Origin of the sequence: Streptomyces sp. AF1A (assembly GCF_047340315.1) — a bacterium.
Lineage (GTDB): Bacteria > Actinomycetota > Actinomycetes > Streptomycetales > Streptomycetaceae > Streptomyces.
In genome coordinates, this window is sequence record NZ_JBLEBI010000007.1 from 78,883 (window position 1) to 94,587 (window position 15,705).

Here is a 15,705-nt window from a genome sequence, read left to right on the forward strand (position 1 = left end):
GCGAGGTGAGCGTCCTCGGCCGCTGCGGATACCTTTGGGTCGTGCAGCCAGGAAGTGAAACCCCCGAGCGGCCGGCCGGCCGGCTCCACCGGGCCCGAGCCCTCTACCGGAACGTCTCCAAGCGCAGGACCGCCTGGCTGTTGCTCAAGGACACCGTCAATTCGTGCATGGAGTACCGCATCCTGGGCCTCGCGGCCGAGGCGGCGTTCTTCACGCTGCTGTCCGTGCCCCCGCTGCTGCTGTGCCTCATCGGGCTGCTCGCCTACGTCGACACCTGGACCGGCGCCCACACCATCACGAGCCTGGAGACCAACATCCTCGAGGCCTCCCGGACCGTGCTGTCCGACAAGGGCGTGAAGGAGATCACCGAGCCGATCCTGCACGACGTGATGAAGGGCGGCCGGCCCGACGTCATCTCCATCGGCTTCGTGTTCGCCCTGTGGTCGGGCTCGCGCGCGGTGAACGTGTTCATCGACACGATCACCGTCATGTACGGCCTCGACGGCGTCCGGGGCATCGTCAAGACGCGGGTGATGTCCTTCCTGCTGTTCATCGTGGCCCTGCTGATCGGCTCGGTGGCGCTGCCGCTGATGGTGGCCGGGCCGGACGCGGTCGTGCGGGTGGTGCCGTGGTCGGAGACGGTCGTGCAGGTCCTGTACTGGCCGGTCGTGATGGTCCTGTCCATCGTCTTCCTGACGACCCTCTACCACGTCTCCGTGCCGGTCCGCTCCCCGTGGATCGAGGACGTACCCGGCGCCCTCGTCGCCCTGGCCATGTGGGTGCTGGGCAGCTTCCTGCTGCGGATCTACCTCGTGCACACCGTCGAGGGCGCCACCATCTACGGCTCCCTCGCCGCGTCCGTCGCCGTGCTGCTGTGGATCGGCGTGTCGGCCTTCGCCGTGCTCGTGGGGGCCGCGGTCAACGCCGCGATCGACCGGGTCTGGCCGGCCGCCGCCACGGCCGCCGCGCGCGCGGCCAACGAGCGGGTGCGCGAGGCCCAGGTCGCCGAGTACGTCGCCCGGGCCGCGGCGGCCCGCGAGAGCGACCCGGACGACCCCGACATGCCCTCGGAGTTCCCCGAGCGCTGGTCCCGGTTCCTGCCGCCCGAGGACGTGACGGCCCGCCTGCGCTCGCACGTGAAACACCCGCAGCACGCGCACAAGGCGGGCGGACAGCAGGCGCGGGACACGGGCAGGGGGCAGCAGCCGCAGGACCGGGCGAGCGGTGGCCGCCCCTGCGACAACGGGAGCGGACCGCACCTGCCCGAGCACGGCGACGGGGGCACGCCGCCGCCGCAGGGGTGACGGCGCCGCAGAGGTGACGGCGGTCCCGGTGACCCGGCGATCAAGCATGGTTCCGCCACCCGCGCCTGCGGGTCGGTGGGCGGGCGGAGCCAGGTCTTTGCCCCTTGGACCTGGGGGTCGGTGGGCGGGCGGCCGCGCGGCGCTGCAGCTGCGGCTGCAGACGCGGGTGGACGGTGATGTGGCCAGGTCTTTTCCCCTCGGACCTGTGGGTCGGTGAGCGGGCTGAGTCACGTCTTTGCCCCTTGCGCCTGCGGGTCGGTGAGCGGCGCAGCCACGTCTCGGCGGGGAGGGTCGGCAGGGCGTCGCGCGGGCGGCCCCTGGTCCCGCCGCGCTCCACGTCGGCGCCGATGAGCGTCGTGGGCGCGCGCCACCGGGTCCGGGGTGTACCGCGCGACCCCGGCCGACCGCTCCACCGACCCACGCGGACGGGTCGCCGACGCCCTGCCGACCGGACGCCGACCGCACGCGGCTCCACCCCTGGAGGTCGACGCCCTCCCCGGCCTCGGGAGCACCGCGTACGCTGACCCCCGTGTACGCGGAGCGGGCATCCCGGCTGACCGGCGCCGTGGTGTGGACGAACACCCCGGTCGGCGCCGCCGGGCCCGTGCTGCCGGACGGCTGCATGGACCTGCTGTGGAGCGAGGGCCGGCTGCTGGTCGCGGGCCCCGACACCCGCCCGTACGTGCCCGAGGGCCCGGCCCGCTCCTGGGCGGGCGTCCGCTTCTTCCCCGGCACCGCGCCCGCCCTGCTCGGCGTCCCGGCGCACGAACTGCGCGACCGGCGCGTGGACTTGGCGGACCTGTGGCCCGCCGCCCGGGTCCGGCGGCTGTCCGGCCGCGTCGAGGCCGCGCCGGACCCGGCGACGGCACTGGAGGACATCGCCCTGGACCGCGCCGCGCACACCGCGCCCCCCGACCCGCTGCTGCACCGGCTGGTGGCCCGCCTGGACGAGGGCCGCCCGGTCGCGGTCACGGCGAGCGAACTCGGCGTCGGCGCCCGCACCTTGCACCGCCGGTGCCTGGCCGCGTTCGGCTACGGCCCCAAGACCCTGGCGCGCATCCTGCGCCTGCAGCGGGCGCTGGCCCTGGCCCGCTCCGGCGTGCCGTACGCCGAGACGGCCGTCCGCGCCGGGTACGCGGACCAGCCGCACCTCGCCCGGGAGGTCCGGGAGCTGGCGGGCATGCCGCTCGGAGAGCTACTCGGCGGTGGGTAGCGGGGCGAACAGGTCGACGCCGTTGCCGTCGGGGTCGTGCACGGTGGCGTACCGCTGCCCCCAGAACGCGTCCCACGGCTTCAGCTCCCCGTGGTACCCGGCGTCCACCAGGCCCGCGTACAGCGCGTCGACCTCGGCCGGCGCCTCGCACCGGAAGGCGAGCGAGACCCGGCCCCCGTCGGCCGGTGGCCGCCAGGCGGGATGGAAGGAGCGGATGGTGTCCTCGGTGTCGAGGGCGAAGGTCGCCCCACCGGGCAGCTCCGCATCGACGTGCGGCTGCGACTCGGCACCCTCCGGGAAGACGAGCCCGAGGCGACGGTAGAAGGCGAGCGAGGCGGCCATGTCGGAGACCACCACGCCGATCAGGGCGAATCGTGCAGTCATGCGGCCACCGTAGGCAGCCGCGCCGGGCCGGTCTTGAAGGAATCGGACACCTTGTGCCGGTCCCTCGTGCGCACCCGGGAGTTCAAGGCCGCCGCCGGCCGGGAGAACGTCGCGGAAAGGAACGAACGTCGCGGAAGGAAGGGCGCCGCCCGGCATAGGGTCTCCGCATGGCCGCGCGACTGCTGCTCTACACCCGCACCACCGACTACCGCCACGACTCCCTGCCGGCCGCCGTCGCCGCCGTGCGCGGGCTCGGCCGGTTCGCCGTCGAGCACACCGAGGACCCTGCGGTACTCGAACGGCCGCTGGACGGCTACGCGGCCGTCGTCTTCCTCTCCACCAGCGGTGACGTGCTGACCCCGGCCGGCCGGTCCCGGCTCGCGCGGTACGTCGACGCCGGCGGCGGCTTCGCCGGGGTGCACGCGGCCGCCTGCACCGAGTACGGCTGGCCGTACTTCGGGACCCTCCTCGGCGCCCGGTTCGTGCGGCATCCCGCGCACCAGCCGGGCCGGGCCCTCGTCGAGGACGCGGGCCACCCGGCGACCCGGCACCTGCCCGCCGCCTGGGACGTGACCGACGAGTGGTACGACTTCGACGAGAACCCGCGCGGCCGGGTGCGCGTGCTGCTGCGCGCCGACGAAGCGTCGTACGACGGCGGCGGGATGGGAGCGGACCACCCGCTGGCCTGGTGCCGCGAACAGGGACCAGGGGGCGGACGGGTGTTCTACACGGCCTTCGGCCACGCCGCGGACGCCTACCGCGACCCCGCGTTCCTGGCCCACCTGGACGGCGGGTTCGCCTGGGCGGGACGGCTCGTCGAGTGACGTTTCTGCGGTGAACCGGTTGCGCCGTCCGGGTGAGTAAAGGTCGCGTAAGTTCCCAGCCATGGACATATCTATGAATGCTCTTGTCTTGGCAAAGGGCGTCGAGACGCGGCGGCCCCCGTCCCGCGTCACCCACCCACAGGAGGAGCCGGACCTTGACTTACGGGAAGAAGCTGCGTGAGCGCATCGCCGGGCCCGGGACCACACCGCTGATCGGCGTGTACGACATGTACTCGGCGTCGATCGCGGCCCAGCACTACGACGGGATGTTCGTCTCCGGCTTCGGTTTCGCGGCCTCGTACTACGGGCTGCCGGACATCGGATTCATCGCCTGGCCCGACATGGTGGCCTTCGTCCAGCGGCTGCGGGGCGCGTTCCCGCACCACCACCTGCTGGTCGACATCGACGACGGGTACGTCGACCCCGAGGTCGCCTGCCACGTCGTCGAGGGGCTGGAGCGCATCGGCGCCTCCGGCGTGATCCTGGAGGACCAGAAGCGGCCCCGCCGCTGCGGACACGCCGACGGCAAGCAGGTGCTGCCGCTGGAGGAGTACCTCGACAAGCTGCACCAGATCCTCGAGACCCGGAAGGACCTGGTGGTCGTCGCCCGTACGGACGCCACCGACGAGCACGACATCCTGCACCGGGCCGAGCGGCTGGCCGCGACCGACGCGGACGTGGTGCTCGTCGACGGGGTGCGCAGCGTCGAGTGGATCGAGCGGATCCGCAAGGTCGTCGAGGACAAGCCGCTGCTCTTCAACCAGATCGCCGGCGGCAGGTCGCCCCGCCTCTCCCTCGGCGAGCTGTCCGCGCTCGGCGTCGACGTGGCGATCTACAGCACGCCCTGCCTGTTCGCCGCCCACGAGGCGATGGACTCCGCGCTCGCCCGGCTGAAGGCCGCCGACGGCCGGCTGCCGGAGGTCGACCCGGCGAGCGGGGTCGGCGTGAAGGCGTCCACCAGCCTGCTGGAGCGCAACATCGCCCGCGAGCGGCTCGTCCCCGAGGGCGCGGGCGTATGACCCGCACCGGCGGGGGACTCGTACCCCAGCTCGCACGGGCGACCGCGGTCGCCGCGGCGGTCCTCGGCGCGGGTGCCGGCCCGGCGGCAGCGTCCGGCGGCCTGGTCACCGTGATCGACAACTCGCACGCCGACTCCTGGCTGGAGGTGGACCGCGCCGCCAACCTGCAGACCGGCAGCGGCACCGCGGGCAGCGACCACGACGGCAGCGCCGTGGACGTGGTCGAGGCCATCGTCGGGGCCGCCGGCCGGCACGCGCAGGACTGAGACGGCCCGGCGCGGCGACGACCGGACGCCTCCTTGGGGGAGGCACCCCGCCGTCACCGCGCCCGGTCCCCGGTGACTGTGGGGGCCGGGCGGACGCGGCCCCCGATCGGCCCGGGCGGACCCGGACTCGGTCCCGGTCGGTCCGGGAGTGCCCGTCGGTCCTTGGTCGGTCCGGGCGGACCCGGACTCGGTCCCGGTCGGTCCGGGAGTGCCCGTCGGCCCCCGGTCGGCCCGGCCCGTCGGCCCTCGGCCGGTCCCGGAGAGCCCGGCGCGGGATGCGTCCCGCACGCTGGGTATGCCTTCCCTGGCACCCCGTTACACCGAACAGCCCACTCCCGGGTCTGTGCACCGGAATACATCCGGGCGGTGTGGTGCTCTGATGAGAACAGTGCACGTGCGCGGCGAAGGGCTGGTGGGCGGATGACGGCAGACCGGACGAGCCCCGTGGTCGCAACGCCCCACGGGTCCGTACGCGGCCGGTACGAGCACGGCATCGCGGTGTTCCGCGGCGTCCCGTACGCCGCCCCGCCGTTCGGCCCCCGGCGGTTCCGCCCGCCCGAGCCGCCCGAGCCCTGGGACGGGGTGCGCGACGCGGCCGTCTTCGGGCCGACCGCGCCGAAGCCGCCGTACTCCGAGGCCTTCGCCCAGTACCTGTCCGACCCGGAGATCCCCGGCGACGACTGTCTCAACCTCAACGTATGGACGCCCTCGCCCGACCCCGGGGCCCGGCTGCCGGTCCTGGTGTGGCTGCACGGCGGCGCGCTGACCCGGGGCTCCTCGGCGGTGCCCGTGTACGACGGCAGCTCCTTCGCCCGCGACGGCGTCGTCTGCGTCTCGGTCAACTACCGGCTGGGCGTCGAGGGGTTCGGCCTGTTCCCGGACGCGCCGCCCAACCCCGGCCTGCGCGACCAGCTCGCCGCGCTCCGCTGGGTGCACGAGGCGATCGGGGCCTTCGGCGGCGACCCGGACCGCGTCACCCTGTGCGGCCAGTCGGCCGGCGCGATCAGCGCCGGCGCCCTGCTCGCCTCGCCCCACACCCGGGGCCTGGTCCGGCGGGGGGTGCTGCAGAGCGGCCCGCCGGAGGTCTCGGAGCGGGACAAGGTGCGCCGCATGGTGCGCCGCATGGCGGCCCGGCTGAAGATCCCGGCCACCGCGACGGCGTTCGCCGACGTCGACCGCGACCAGCTGCTGCGCACCCAGGCCGAGGTCGGCCGGCTGAGCAGCCCGGTGCTGGGCGGCCCCGCGTTCGGCATCGTCGTGGACGGTGACCTGGTGCCCCGGGACCCGCTCAAGGCCCTGATCGACGGCGAGGCCGCCCCGGGCGTGGAACTGCTCATGGGCTGGACCCGGGACGAGTACCGGCTCTGGCTGGTGCCCGGCGGACTGGTCGAGCGCGTCGACCGGCTCGGCGCCGTCGCGCTCGCCGGGGCCATGGCCCGCTGCCACACCGGTCACGAGGTACCGCGCGGCTACCGCGCCCTGCGCCCCGACGCCGGCGCCGCCGAGATCGTCGGCCAGATGGTCACCGACCACCTGCTGCGCATCCCGCTGCACCGCCTCGCCGACGCGCGCGCCGGCAACTCCTACCTCTACGAGTTCGCCTGGCCGTCGCTCCTGCCCGGGCTCGGCGCATGCCACGCCCTGGAGCTGGGCTTCGTGTTCGACAGCGGCGACAGCCCGGAGTCGCAGAAGCTGGCCGGCGTGGGCGCCCCGCAGGAGCTGTGCGACGCGATGCACTCGGCCTGGGTCCGGTTCGCGACGACCGGCGACCCCGGCTGGCCGGCCTGGGACGCCACGCACCCCGTACGGATCTTCGGCGACGGTGCCCCGTACACCGCATACGGCCCCCGGGACGCGGAGATCGCCCTCTGGTCGGCCGCGCCCACCCCGCCGCAACCGCGCCCGGCCTCCGTCCCCCGCGCCCCCGGCGCGGAACTGGCCTCCGCCATGCGCCGCCTGCGTCGCTCGGTCGGCACACTGCGCCGCTGACAGGGCGCGGGTACGGCGGACCGGCCGGTGATGCGCGCCTCTTGAACCAGCAGGCGCACGCCCTTCCCCGGCGGCATGCCGGTGCAAGGCTGGGCCCGCACGCCCCTCCATGGCGCCACGCCAGTCCGAGGCTGGGGCCGGGCGTGTCCCCGCCTCCCCGGGTGAGGGCCTGGGCCGACCGGGCGGGGTCGCCGCGTCCGGCCTCGTCAGGACAGCGCGGAAGTGAGCGGCCGTCGGTGCGTGCCCCGCGTCATGGACGGTGCTTCCCTGGAGGGACGTTGCCCGGCCCCGGCACCCTGGTTCCGTTCGGTGAGGGAGCGCGGCGAACGGCTCAGGCCGCGTCCAGCGTCCTCGCGATGGAGGCGATCGTCTCCGGCCCCACGCGGCAGCAGCCGCCGATCAGCCGGGCCCCCTTCGCGCGCCACGCCTCGACCTGTCCGGTGTCGAAGGAGGTGCGCCCGTCCCAGGCGCGGGTTTCGGCGTTCCAGGCCTCTCCGCTGTTGGGGTAGACCACGACCGGCTTGCCGGTGACCCGCGCGGCGATCTCCACGGCCGGTGCCACGTCGCGGGGGGAGCAGCAGTTCACGCCCACCGCGATCACCTCGTCGACGCCGGCGGCCAGGGCGAAGGCCTCCTCCAGCGGCTGACCGGCGCGGGTGCGCCGACCGTCGACCGTGTACGACAGCCAGGCCGGGACACCGAGCCCGCGCACTGCCCGGAGCAGCGCGGTCGCCTCGTCGGTGTCCGGGACGGTCTCCAGCGCGAGGACGTCCGGCGCGGCGGCGGCCAGCACCTCGAGCCGCGGGCGGTGGAACCGCTCCAGCTCGGCCACGCTCAGCCCGTACCGGCCCCGGTACTCGGAGCCGTCCGCGAGCATCGCCCCGTACGGCCCCGCCGAAGCCGCCACCCACAGCGGGCGCCCGACGCCCGCCGCGGCGGCCCGCCCGGCGCCCTCGCGGGCCAGTTCGACGCTCAGCGCGAGCAGCCGCGCGGCCTCCTCGTGACCGATGCCGCGCCGTGCGAAGCCCTCGAACGTGGCCTGGTAGCTGGCGGTGATCGCCACGCTCGCACCCGCGAGGAAGTAGGCGAGGTGCGCCTCGATGACCGCGTCCGGCCGCTCGGCGAGCAGCCGCGCCGACCACAGCTCGTCGCTCAGGTCGTGCCCCGCGGACTCCAGCTGGTTGGACATGCCGCCGTCGAGCACGACCGTCCCGGCGGCGAGGGCCGCGGCCAGGGTGGGGAAGCTGGGTGAACTGGGGAAGGAGGTGGCGCTGCTCATACCACGACGCTAGGACCTGTCCGGCCGATCGTCAGCCGCTTCAAGCAGTCGCTCACGCGCAGACACCTTGGCCGCCATGGTTTATCACCTGTCCTTGAGACAGACCTGTTCAGGCCAACTCCGGAGAGATCCATCAGACCCCTGAGACCTGCCTGTGGGCACAGCCTCAAGGAGGGGATTCTCCGGCTGAGTTACCGACATCAGCTCCGCACGACAACACGACTCCGGCGACACCGCTGGGCACCGCCGGAGTCTCGTGGGAGCCTGTGGCTGCCCGGGACGGGTGTGTCCCGGCCTACTTGTTCAGGAAGGACTGCAGCAGGGCTGTCAGTTCCTGCGGCTTCTCCTCCGTCACCCAGTGCCCCGAGCCCTCAAGGACCCGGCCGTCGACGTTCACCGCGTACTTGCGCCACTGGGCAGGAATGGCTTCACCGAACGACTGCGAGCCGCCGATCGCCAGGATGGGCATCTTCAGCTTGCCTTTGGCCGCGAACTTCGCGTTCTGGCGGATGTCTTCGCGGAACTGGCGGTACACGCTCATCCAGGCCGTCGTACGCCCCGGCTGCTTCAGGTAGTGGGCGTAGAAGTCGTAGTCGGACGGTGTGAACGCGGACTTGTTCTGCCCCAGGTACTCGCCGACTATTCCCTTGACGAAGGCGCGCTCGTGGCCGGCGATGAGCTGCTCGGCGAGAGGCAGCTGGAACAGGCCGAAGTGCCACGCCGAGGGCTTGTTCGGGTCGGCTTCCAGAGCGGGGATGCTGTAGAAGCTCTTGTCCGGGACAGGGGCTTCCATCACGGCCATGCGGCGCACCTCCGACGGCCACTGGACCGCGTAGAAGTAGCTGACCGACGAACCGACGTCATGACCAACGACCTCGACTCCGTTGTTCAGCTTCAGCTGCTTCAGCAGTTGATGCACGTCCCCGGCCAGTTGCGCCATCGAGTAACCGCTCTTGGTGACCTGCGAGTTGCCCGTGCCACGCAGGTCGACGGCGATCACGGTGTGCTTCTTCGACAGTGGGCCCATTTGCTGCCGCCACTCGGTCCACGTCTGAGGGAAACCGTGGATCAGCACCACCGGCGAACCCTTGCCGCCTCGCACATAATGCATGCGGAACCCGTTGACTTCCGCGTACTTGGACTGGAAACCGGGGGGCGGTTCCGCTTGTCGCCACGTCGCGTGCCCGGCCCCGGCGCCATGCTCCCGACTCTGGCTCCATGCTGTGGTGCTTGCGATCGTGGCGCCCGTCAGGACGGCTGCCAGCGCCGCGATGAGCGCGATGATCCTGCTGATCTTTGTATTCCGGAACGTTCGGGAACCCACGAGTCCCTCCTGAAGCTGTTTCTCGTCATGCGTCGAATCCGGCACGATGCGGCCCATAGGTCACTTCCTCAATAGGGCGAATCGGACTTCCTCATGTTAGACAGATCTGTCTTCCAGGGGCAAGGTGTGAAATGGTGAAGGACGTCGCTCGCTACTTGTCGAACTCGTAATGTCACGCTACGCAATCAGCGGCAACGTGAATTTTTGGGCCCGTGAGGCGTCTGTACGGCCGTCCGCACGGCCTGAGCTGCATATTTGGCGACGGCTCGAAACGGGATGTGCGAATCTTGGATCACTTTCCCTGGTCGGGTGAGCGGGCCCTCTCACGCTAGACAGATCGGTCTTAGTGCCCGTTCCGTGAGGGGTGAGGGAGGGTCTCATTCCGTACCGGCCCAGCGAGCAGCCATGGGCTCCGGTGCCCCAGCAGGCCTTCCGGTGCATCGGCTCCTGCGCGGGCGTCGCCCCGGCCATCGCGCTCGCGACCTCGCCCGGCAGCGGTCTCGCCCGCGGCGCGGGCGTCGCCATGGTGGTCTCGGTCGGGTGGTGGACGCGGCGGCCGGGGTGTGGTGGGTCCGGTGGACGCAACTTGCGAGGTTGCGCCGTTGGTCTCAACAGACAGGTCTGTCTACTATGGGGGCATGTCTCGCCCTACCCCCCCGGACGTTCCGGTCAAGCGGCCCCCCATCCACGCGGCTCCACGACGCCGGGTCCCGGGTCTGGGGCCCAAAGCCTCGCTGGGTGTGCTGGCCTCCATCACCACTTCTCTTCTGGCCTCCTCCAGCGCACCGACCCTTGTCTACGCGATCTACCAGCAGCACTGGGGCTTCTCGCCCATCACCATCACGGTCGTCTTCGGCGTGTACGCGATAGCCGTGCTCTCCTCACTCCTTTTCTTCGGGAAGGTCTCCGACCATGTCGGACGACGCCCGGTCCTCGTGGCGGCCCTGATCGTGCAGGCGCTGGCCATGATCGTGTTCATCACGGCCGGCGATGTGGGCGCTTTGATGACTGCCCGCGTCCTGCAGGGGCTGAGCACGGGTGCCGGGGTGGGTGCGCTCGGTGCCGGGATGCTCGACATCGACGTGCGCAAGGGCGGATTCCTGAACTCCCTCACGCCCTTGCTGGGAACGATGTCGGGCGCCCTTGCCTCCGGCTTGATCGTGCAGTACCTGCCGGCCCCCACCCGCCTCGTCTACGCGGTGCTGCTCGGTGTCTTCGTTCTGCAGGCGCTGGCCGTTCTCGCCCTGAAGGAGACGGTGAGCCGCCAGCCGGGCGCGCTGGCCGGCATGGTCCCCGAGTTCAAGCTGCCCAGGTCGGCGCGGGCCTCGGTGGCGATCGCCGCGCCCGTCATGTTCGCGGCGTGGGCGCTGAATGGCCTGTACGGGGCACTGGGGCCGGCCATCACACGGAGCCTGGTGCACTCCTCCTCCGCGGTGTGGGGAAGCATGCCCCTGTTCATCGTCGCGGGCTTCGCCGGCCTGGCCGCGTTGACACTGCGCGGCGCCGGAACGCGGACCGTGATGCTGATCAGCGTCGGCGCACTGATCGCCGGTGTCGCGATCACCTTGGTGTCCATCGCTTCGGGCAGCGGCGGCACCTCGTCCGTGGCCGGGTTCCTCGCGGGCGCCGCAATAGCCGGCCTCGGTTTCGGCAGCGGGTTCCAGGGCGGCATCAGGCTCGTCGTGCCGCAGGTCAAGCCGCATGAACGCGCCGGCATCCTCTCCCTCCTGTACGTGGTGTGCTACGTCGGCCTGGGTGTTCCGGCCGTGATCGCCGGCGTGCTGGTCGTGCACGGCGGGGGCCTGGTGCAGACCTCCCGGGAGTACGGCATCGCCGTCATCGTGCTGGCCCTCGCGGCCCTGGCGGGACTCGTGCGCAGCAGTCGTCGCTCGCACCGGGTACCGGGGGTCCAGCAGGAGGCCCCCATCGCGGAGGCGGTGCCCGCGGCGCAGGCCTCAGAGGGGTGCCTTCCCTCCTCGGCGAAATCTTGAACAGATTTGTCTACTGTGGGGTGATTCCGTGTTACGTTAGACAGGACGGTCTACGCGTAAGGAGATGGCCATGGCTACCAAGATCCCAGGCAGGGCGTCCACACGCGAGCGGCTGCTCGAGGCGGCCAATGAGCTCTTCTACAGTGAAGGCGTGCAGACCGTCGGCATCGACCGCGTGATCGAACACGCCGGGGTGGCCAAGGCGTCGCTGTACAACACCTTCAAAAACAAGGAAGGCCTTGTCTGCGCCTACCTCGAACTCCGCTTCGAGCGCAGGAAGGACCACATCGCCCGCACCCTGAGGCGTTTCCGCACTCCGCGCGAGCGGCTGCTCGGCGTCTTCGACGCGCTGGGCGAGGTACTCACAGACCCTCGGTTCAATGGCTGCCCCTTTGCGCGGGCTTCCGCCGAAATGGCCGAGGACAGCGCCGTCCGCAAGGTGGCCGACACCTACCGCGCGTGGCTGCGCGGCCTGTTCACCGAACTGGCCACCGCATCCGGGTACGCCGACCCCGACACGCTGGCCCGTCAACTCCACCAGCTGTACGACGGCGCGGAACAGTCCGCACGCATGGACCGTGACCCCACCGCGGCCACGACCGCGCGCGCCGCCGCGGCCGTCCTGCTGGATGCCGCACCCCTCCTGACGGTTGCACCCGCCGGGCAGTGACTCCGGGGGACAACAGAAGACCTGCGGTACGAAATCTTCGGTAAGTGCAGTACCGCACCGAGGGGGGAGAAATCGTATCTCACACGTCTGATGACGGATGACGAGATACCGACTCCAAGTAGGTGCACCAATGACCATCGGAATCGGAAAGACCAAAAGGATCATCGCGCTCATCGCGACGTTGATGGCTGTCCTGGCGATCTCCTTCACCTCGGGCTCCGGAGCATGGGGCGCAAGTCACCGGCCTGGCTCGACGGCTGCGCCGTCGCCGTCGAGCTATCCGCAGGCAAGGCCACCCGCTGGTTTTCGGTCCCAGTACGCGGAGGTGGATGGCTTCCGCATGCACTATGTGCGGGGCGGCAAGGGCTCGCCTGTCGTGCTGATCCACGGGTTCCCTCAGACGTGGGCCGAGTGGCGGCACCAGATGGGCCCGCTCTCCAGGACTCACACCGTGATCGCCGTCGACCTGCGCGGCACAGGCGACTCGCAGGTCACCAAGAGTGGCTACCAGGCCGCACAACTGGCCAAGGACGTCCACCAGATGCTGAAGCAGCTGGGACTCAACAAGGGCGTCCAGGTGGTCGGCCACGATGTCGGTGTGTGGGTCGCCTACGCCTACGCGGCGCAGTGGCCGTCGGAGGTACGCCGCATGGCCGTGATGGAAGCCCCCATCGCGGACGACAGCTACTTCACCTACCCCGCTCTGAACGCCGACCCCAAGAAGCCCACGCCGTGGCACTGGGGCATGTTTCAGCTGCCTGTCGCCGAACAGCTCATCGCCGGTCACGAGCGTGACCTCGTCCATGCTCTGATCGCTGAGTACATGGCACCGGCCAACAAGTCGGCGTTCACGCCATCGGACTATGACTACTACGCCCACTTCCTGAAGGAACCCGGCCGCACGAAGGCGTGGATGAGTATCTACCGTCAGATCCGCGCGAACGTTCAGCAGGACAACGAGTTCCGGGCACAGGGCAAACTGAAGATGCCCGTCCTCGCCATCGGCGGGCAGGACTCCTTCGGCAATGTGATCGCCGACCAAGCGCGTGAATACGCCGTGAACGTCACCGGACGCGTGCTGAAGAATTCAGGACACTTCGTGACCGAGGAGAAGCCGCAGGAACTGACGGCCATGCTGGAATCCTTCCTGCAGAAGTAGCCTCACGGTCATCGGCCCGGACCGGCGCGCGGCACTCGACGCTCCCGGTATGCGCTGATGGCAGCTCACCGCAGGATGGCGGATGCGGCGCCGGGCCCCCGGGGATGTCCGGGGACCCGGCGCCGGCACGGAAGGGTCAGCCGTATCAAGCAGAGACGGCCGCAGTCGTTCTCACGCGGCAGCACTGAAGTCGCCCCGCCTCCACAGCAACGACCCGCACGCCGAGTGCTCGCACGATCGGCCGGACAGGTCCTGGTCGAGGCGGGGAACCGGCCGTCCCGCCAAGGGACGTGGGCTCAGGCCACGACGCTGGTGGAGCGGGGGAACCGGCGGCCCGCCGGAACGCCCGTGCACGCACGGGGAACGGCTTCGGCGTCTGCACGGCCGGTTTGCGGACGATGTGACGCCCCCTTCTGGAAAGCGCTTGTGCCGGCGCGATACCGTCCCCCGGGGGCCGACGGGGAGGGACGAACTCCTGGGGCGTCCCGACCAAAGCCGGGGCGTCCCAGGCCCCGCCAGGAAGGGGGACCGACCGCCGTGCTGCGACTGCCCGCCGACGACCGCGCCCGAAGCCCGTACACCGGCTACACCCGCGCCCACTGGGAGGCCACGGCCGACGCCCTGCTGGCCGCCGTCGAGCCGTGCGCCACCCCGGACCGCGCCCTCTACCACCTCCCCGGTGACCACGAGAGCCGCTCCGGCCGCCTCTCGGACGGTCTGGAGGGGTACGCCCGCACGCTCCTGCTGGCCGCCTTCCGCCGGGACGAGACCGTGCTCGGCCGGTACGCCGACGGCCTCGCGGCCGGCCCCGGCGGTGTCTGGCCGCGCGTCGCGGACCGCAGTCAGCCCCTCGTGGAGGCCGCCTCGGTCGCCCTCGCCCTGCGGCTGACCCGGCCGCTGCTGTGGGACCGCCTGGACGACTCCGTGCGCGAGCGCACGGCCGACTGGCTGGCCGACGCGCTCACCGCCGAACCCTGGCCGTGCAACTGGGAGTTGTTCCCGGTCACCGTCGGCGGCTTCCTCGCGGAGACCGGTCACCGGGAGGAAGCGGCCCGCAAGGCGATCGACCGGGGGCTGGAGCGCATCGAGGGCTGGTACGCCGGCGACGGCTGGTACACCGACGGCGACGGCCGCAAGTTCGACTACTACAACGGCTGGGCGATGCACCTGTACCCGGTGCTCCACGCGTGGCTGGCCGACGACGCGGAACTGCTGTCCCGGTACGGCGAGCGGCTGTCCCGCCACCTCGCCGGCTACGCCCGCCTGTTCGGCGGCGACGGCGCCCCGGTGCACCAGGGCCGTTCCCTGACCTACCGCTTCGCGACCACGGCCCCGCTCTGGCTCGGGGCGCTCACCGGGCACACCCCGCTGTCCCCGGGCGAGACCCGCCGGCTGGCCTCCGGCGCCCTGCGGTACTTCCTCGACGGCGGCGCGCTCGACGAGCGGGGCCTGCTGTCGCTCGGCTGGCTCGGCCCCGACGAGTCCGTGCTGCAGGACTACTCGGGCCCCGCCTCCCCGTACTGGGCGAGCAAGGGCTTCCTCGGCCTGCTGCTGCCGCCCGAGCACGAGGTGTGGACCGCGCCGGAGGAGCCCGCCCCGGTCGAGCGGGCCGACGAGGTGCGACCCCTGCCGGCTCCCAACTGGCTGCTGCAGTCCACCCGTTCGGACGGCCTGGTCCGGCTGCACAACCACGGCAGCGAGGACGTCCGCTACGACCCGTACTACACCCGGCTCGGCTACTCCACCGCCACCGGGCCCGCACCCTCGTACGACAACAGCGTTTTCGTGGGCGGCGATCCGGCTCGCACCGGGATCGAGCCGCTCGGCACGGGCGAGGGCTGGGCCGCGTCCCGGCACACCGTGCGCGACGGGATCACCGTCACCTGCGCGGTGCTGGCCCGGGGCGCGGCGGAGGTGCGCATCCACCTGGTGGCGGGCGCGGCCCCCGGCACGCCGGTCAGGGTCACCGGCTGGCCCGCGGGCAGGGGCGGCGAGCGGGCCGAACTGCTGCCCGCCGTCGGCCTGTCCGACGCGCTCACCGGCACGACCGGCGCCGGCCCCACGCTGTTCGCCGCGCTGGCCCGGCTGACCGGGGAGCCCGATCCGGCGCCGCTCGCGGACCTGGTGGCGGTACGGGGGGACGGGCCGGGGGCGCTGGAGGTCCGCTGGAGCGGGGGACCCGTGTTCCGGGTCCGGCTGGACGGCCGCGGCGCAGACGTCGCCGTGGGGGTGTGAGCGGGCCCAGGGCCCCGCACCGTGCGACGGGCGGTGCGGGACCGGCGC

General features: G+C 72.0%; 13 protein-coding genes and 1 pseudogene. 11 read left to right on the forward strand and 3 right to left on the reverse strand.

Features of this window, described 5'->3' with window-relative positions; genetic code table 11:
- The first annotated feature begins 41 nt into the window (after positions 1-41).
- Both ACLU3S_RS04140 and ACLU3S_RS04145 read left to right on the forward strand, forming a co-directional pair.
- The gene (locus tag ACLU3S_RS04140) at positions 42-1,304 is read left to right on the forward strand and encodes a YihY/virulence factor BrkB family protein (protein ID WP_413950336.1); all 1,263 of its coding nucleotides are present in this window, start codon (positions 42-44) and stop codon (positions 1,302-1,304) included.
- Positions 1,305-1,833: 529 nt separating this feature from the next.
- Positions 1,834-2,517 carry a helix-turn-helix domain-containing protein gene (locus ACLU3S_RS04145; RefSeq protein ID WP_413950337.1) on the forward strand — a complete coding sequence of 228 codons (684 nt, stop codon included), beginning with the start codon at positions 1,834-1,836 and terminating at the stop codon, positions 2,515-2,517.
- On the opposite strand, the gene ACLU3S_RS04150 is transcribed toward ACLU3S_RS04145, so the two are convergent.
- Positions 2,500-2,901 (reverse strand): VOC family protein, encoded by a 402-nt coding sequence (locus ACLU3S_RS04150; RefSeq protein ID WP_413950338.1) that lies wholly within the window; start codon positions 2,899-2,901, stop codon positions 2,500-2,502. The two genes, ACLU3S_RS04145 and ACLU3S_RS04150, sit on opposite strands and share 18 nt — an antisense overlap.
- Before the next feature lie 167 nt (positions 2,902-3,068).
- Between ACLU3S_RS04150 and ACLU3S_RS04155 the strand changes: the two genes are divergently transcribed.
- The 4 genes from ACLU3S_RS04155 (at position 3,069) to ACLU3S_RS04170 (ending at position 6,999) form a co-directional block, all read left to right on the forward strand.
- The gene (locus ACLU3S_RS04155) at positions 3,069-3,725 is read left to right on the forward strand and encodes a ThuA domain-containing protein (protein ID WP_413950339.1); all 657 of its coding nucleotides are present in this window, start codon (positions 3,069-3,071) and stop codon (positions 3,723-3,725) included.
- A 155-nt stretch (positions 3,726-3,880) separates the two neighbouring features.
- Positions 3,881-4,744 (forward strand): isocitrate lyase/PEP mutase family protein, encoded by an 864-nt coding sequence (locus ACLU3S_RS04160; protein WP_413950340.1) that lies wholly within the window; start codon positions 3,881-3,883, stop codon positions 4,742-4,744.
- Positions 4,741-5,010, forward strand: coding sequence for a hypothetical protein (locus ACLU3S_RS04165; protein WP_413950341.1), 270 nt, complete (start codon positions 4,741-4,743; stop codon positions 5,008-5,010). Before ACLU3S_RS04160 ends, ACLU3S_RS04165 begins: the two co-directional genes overlap by 4 nt.
- A gap of 420 nt (positions 5,011-5,430) precedes the next feature.
- Positions 5,431-6,999: a carboxylesterase/lipase family protein gene (locus ACLU3S_RS04170; protein ID WP_413950342.1), complete on the forward strand. Its 1,569-nt coding sequence runs from the start codon at positions 5,431-5,433 to the stop codon at positions 6,997-6,999.
- A gap of 331 nt (positions 7,000-7,330) precedes the next feature.
- On the opposite strand, the gene mmuM is transcribed toward ACLU3S_RS04170, so the two are convergent.
- Complete coding sequence (gene mmuM, locus ACLU3S_RS04175; protein WP_413950343.1) at positions 7,331-8,278, reverse strand: homocysteine S-methyltransferase; 948 nt, start codon at positions 8,276-8,278, stop codon at positions 7,331-7,333.
- Between the two features lie 295 nt (positions 8,279-8,573).
- Complete coding sequence (locus tag ACLU3S_RS04180; RefSeq protein ID WP_413950344.1) at positions 8,574-9,659, reverse strand: alpha/beta fold hydrolase; 1,086 nt, start codon at positions 9,657-9,659, stop codon at positions 8,574-8,576.
- 324 nt (positions 9,660-9,983) lie between these two features.
- Here ACLU3S_RS04180 and ACLU3S_RS04185 point away from each other — a divergent pair.
- The 5 genes and pseudogenes from ACLU3S_RS04185 to ACLU3S_RS04205 all read left to right on the forward strand — a co-directional run.
- A pseudogene (locus tag ACLU3S_RS04185) lies at positions 9,984-10,143 on the forward strand (MFS transporter); the annotation flags it as partial.
- Positions 10,144-10,240: 97 nt separating this feature from the next.
- On the forward strand, positions 10,241-11,593 hold the full coding sequence (locus tag ACLU3S_RS04190) for an MFS transporter (RefSeq protein ID WP_413950345.1): 1,353 nt from the start codon (positions 10,241-10,243) through the stop codon (positions 11,591-11,593).
- Between the two features lie 70 nt (positions 11,594-11,663).
- Entirely contained in the window at positions 11,664-12,263 is a 600-nt protein-coding gene (locus ACLU3S_RS04195) for a TetR/AcrR family transcriptional regulator (protein ID WP_413950346.1), read from the forward strand.
- Positions 12,264-12,393: 130 nt separating this feature from the next.
- Positions 12,394-13,422: an alpha/beta fold hydrolase gene (locus ACLU3S_RS04200; protein ID WP_413950347.1), complete on the forward strand. Its 1,029-nt coding sequence runs from the start codon at positions 12,394-12,396 to the stop codon at positions 13,420-13,422.
- Between the two features lie 540 nt (positions 13,423-13,962).
- On the forward strand, positions 13,963-15,657 hold the full coding sequence (locus ACLU3S_RS04205; RefSeq protein WP_413950359.1) for a DUF2264 domain-containing protein: 1,695 nt from the start codon (positions 13,963-13,965) through the stop codon (positions 15,655-15,657).
- Positions 15,658-15,705 lie beyond the last annotated feature (48 nt).

What these genes read in the sequence shown, in the direction of transcription:
- mmuM (WP_413950343.1), bottom strand. Translation starts at nt 8,278, where the DNA reads ATGAGCAGCGCCACCTCCTTCCCCAGTTCACCCAGCTTCCCCACCCTG.
- ACLU3S_RS04190 (WP_413950345.1), top strand. Translation starts at nt 10,241, where the DNA reads ATGTCTCGCCCTACCCCCCCGGACGTTCCGGTCAAGCGGCCCCCCATC.
- ACLU3S_RS04155 (WP_413950339.1), top strand. Translation starts at nt 3,069, where the DNA reads ATGGCCGCGCGACTGCTGCTCTACACCCGCACCACCGACTACCGCCAC.
- ACLU3S_RS04200 (WP_413950347.1), top strand. Translation starts at nt 12,394, where the DNA reads ATGACCATCGGAATCGGAAAGACCAAAAGGATCATCGCGCTCATCGCG.
- ACLU3S_RS04170 (WP_413950342.1), top strand. Translation starts at nt 5,431, where the DNA reads ATGACGGCAGACCGGACGAGCCCCGTGGTCGCAACGCCCCACGGGTCC.
- ACLU3S_RS04150 (WP_413950338.1), bottom strand. Translation starts at nt 2,901, where the DNA reads ATGACTGCACGATTCGCCCTGATCGGCGTGGTGGTCTCCGACATGGCC.
- ACLU3S_RS04165 (WP_413950341.1), top strand. Translation starts at nt 4,741, where the DNA reads ATGACCCGCACCGGCGGGGGACTCGTACCCCAGCTCGCACGGGCGACC.
- ACLU3S_RS04180 (WP_413950344.1), bottom strand. Translation starts at nt 9,659, where the DNA reads ATGGGCCGCATCGTGCCGGATTCGACGCATGACGAGAAACAGCTTCAG.
- ACLU3S_RS04195 (WP_413950346.1), top strand. Translation starts at nt 11,664, where the DNA reads ATGGCTACCAAGATCCCAGGCAGGGCGTCCACACGCGAGCGGCTGCTC.